The 1,467-nt window shown below is 37.2% G+C and carries 4 protein-coding genes and 1 pseudogene; 1 reads left to right on the top strand and 4 read right to left on the bottom strand.

The window, feature by feature from the left end:
* The coding region (locus ARSQ2_RS09945; RefSeq protein ID WP_181995198.1) for a transposase at positions 1–214 on the top strand (214 nt) is incomplete at its 5' end.
* A 21-nt stretch (positions 215–235) separates the two neighbouring features.
* On the opposite strand, the pseudogene ARSQ2_RS09940 reads toward ARSQ2_RS09945, so the two are convergent.
* The 4 genes and pseudogenes from ARSQ2_RS09940 to ARSQ2_RS09925 form a co-directional block, all read right to left on the bottom strand.
* Positions 236–340: pseudogene (locus tag ARSQ2_RS09940) on the bottom strand (peptidylprolyl isomerase); the annotation flags it as partial.
* 148 nt (positions 341–488) lie between these two features.
* On the bottom strand, positions 489–629 hold the full coding sequence (locus tag ARSQ2_RS09935; protein WP_420837772.1) for a YheV family putative zinc ribbon protein: 141 nt from the start codon (positions 627–629) through the stop codon (positions 489–491).
* A gap of 26 nt (positions 630–655) precedes the next feature.
* Entirely contained in the window at positions 656–1,207 is a 552-nt protein-coding gene (locus tag ARSQ2_RS09930; protein WP_181995197.1) for an NAD-binding protein, read from the bottom strand.
* 26 nt (positions 1,208–1,233) lie between these two features.
* A partial coding sequence (locus tag ARSQ2_RS09925) for a transposase (protein WP_202880415.1) occupies positions 1,234–1,467 on the bottom strand: 234 nt, incomplete at its 5' end.

Raw genomic sequence — 1,467 nt, 5'->3', positions numbered from 1 at the left:
AAACAGTGTAATCATGATGGATAATGCAACTTTCCACAAGAAACAGAGTATTCAACAAGTCATCATCGATGCGGGGCATATGGTGGAATATTTGCCTACTTATTCGCCAGATCTTAATCCAATTGAACATAAATGGGCAAAAGCTAAATGCAAAAAAAAGAGCGCTCGGTCGGATGGGACACAGATATTTTGTTCGCACTCAATATGGTGGTAATCAAAATTAAGTCGCTTAGCTATAATCAAGTGGCCCAGTGTCCAACGACTCATCAACTAATATATCATCTTCTGTTCTCACTTTATAAGCCAGGCTCACCACTAAATCTTTCGCTACTTTTTTCATTACATCTCCTACAACGTCGTGGATAAAAATCTTTCCAATTGTAAAAAAAAGTACAGTTGTATTGACACTTATAAAAAACATTATTTTTATTTCAAAGTAAAAATTTCTATTTGCAAATTTTTACTTTTGATATGACTATCAGATCCATCTACTGTCTGAGATTGTCTATAGTGACACTTTTTACATTCAAGGTAATCAAATGCATTTTTTGCCAAAGCATCAGCGTATCTTGAGATTGGCACTTAGGACAAACAGCGCCAGCAATGAATCTTTTACGTATTACAGACATTCACTTTCTCGCTAATTAATCTTATGTTAATCCCAACTTTTTGGTTGTCCACGCTCTTGCGTTATTTCTATTTCAAATTCAAACAATTCTTCAAACTCTCTACGCGCTTCTTTGATTCGAGTCGCTTGGCCAATCTCACCCTCACCGGCTTTAGGCGAATTTTCTTTATATATTTTAACATCTAGTTGACGAAAATGCTGTTTTGCTTGGTGAGCCTGATGGGGATGTATGCCTAAATTTATCAATGTCTTTTCCCCCATCTCAAGCGCACTGACAAATATCTCTCGACAAAAATCGGTCACACTATTTTCTCGTAATTGAGGCGCTTCAAAACGTCCTCGTGCTCTTGCTATGATATGAAGATTGGGAAAATTAGCCTGATATAAATGAACTATCCCCATCACTTCTTCTGGATTATCACTGATAATAACAATCACGCTGCCTTTCGCCGATCCGGTTGATCGCAGTAATTGCAAATCTTGCGCATCGCTATAATAAACTCTATAGCTATAGCGTCGCATCGTATAAATTGCACTGACATTTTGCTCTAATACCGTAATACGAATTTTATTGGCCATTAATAAATGACCTATAGCGAAGCGACTTAATTTTGATTACACCATATTGAGCGCGAACAAAATATCTGTGTCGCATCCGAGCGCTCCTTTTTTTTGCATTTAGCTTGTGCCCATTTATGTTCAATTGGATTAAGATCTGGCGAATAGGTAGGCAAATATTTCACCATATCCCCCACATCGATGATGACTTGTTGAATACTCTGTTTCTTGTGAAAAGTTGGATTATCCATCATGATTACACTGTTTTTAGGAAGTACTGG

Source organism: Arsenophonus endosymbiont of Bemisia tabaci Q2 (assembly GCF_902713415.1).
GTDB lineage: Bacteria > Pseudomonadota > Gammaproteobacteria > Enterobacterales > Enterobacteriaceae > Arsenophonus.
This window is presented reverse-complemented; position numbering and strand designations above follow the sequence as displayed.

Excerpts from the sequence above, each read along its gene's own strand:
- ARSQ2_RS09935 (WP_420837772.1), bottom strand. The coding sequence starts at position 629 with ATGTCTGTAATACGTAAAAGATTCATTGCTGGCGCTGTTTGTCCTAAG.
- ARSQ2_RS09930 (WP_181995197.1), bottom strand. The coding sequence starts at position 1,207 with ATGGCCAATAAAATTCGTATTACGGTATTAGAGCAAAATGTCAGTGCA.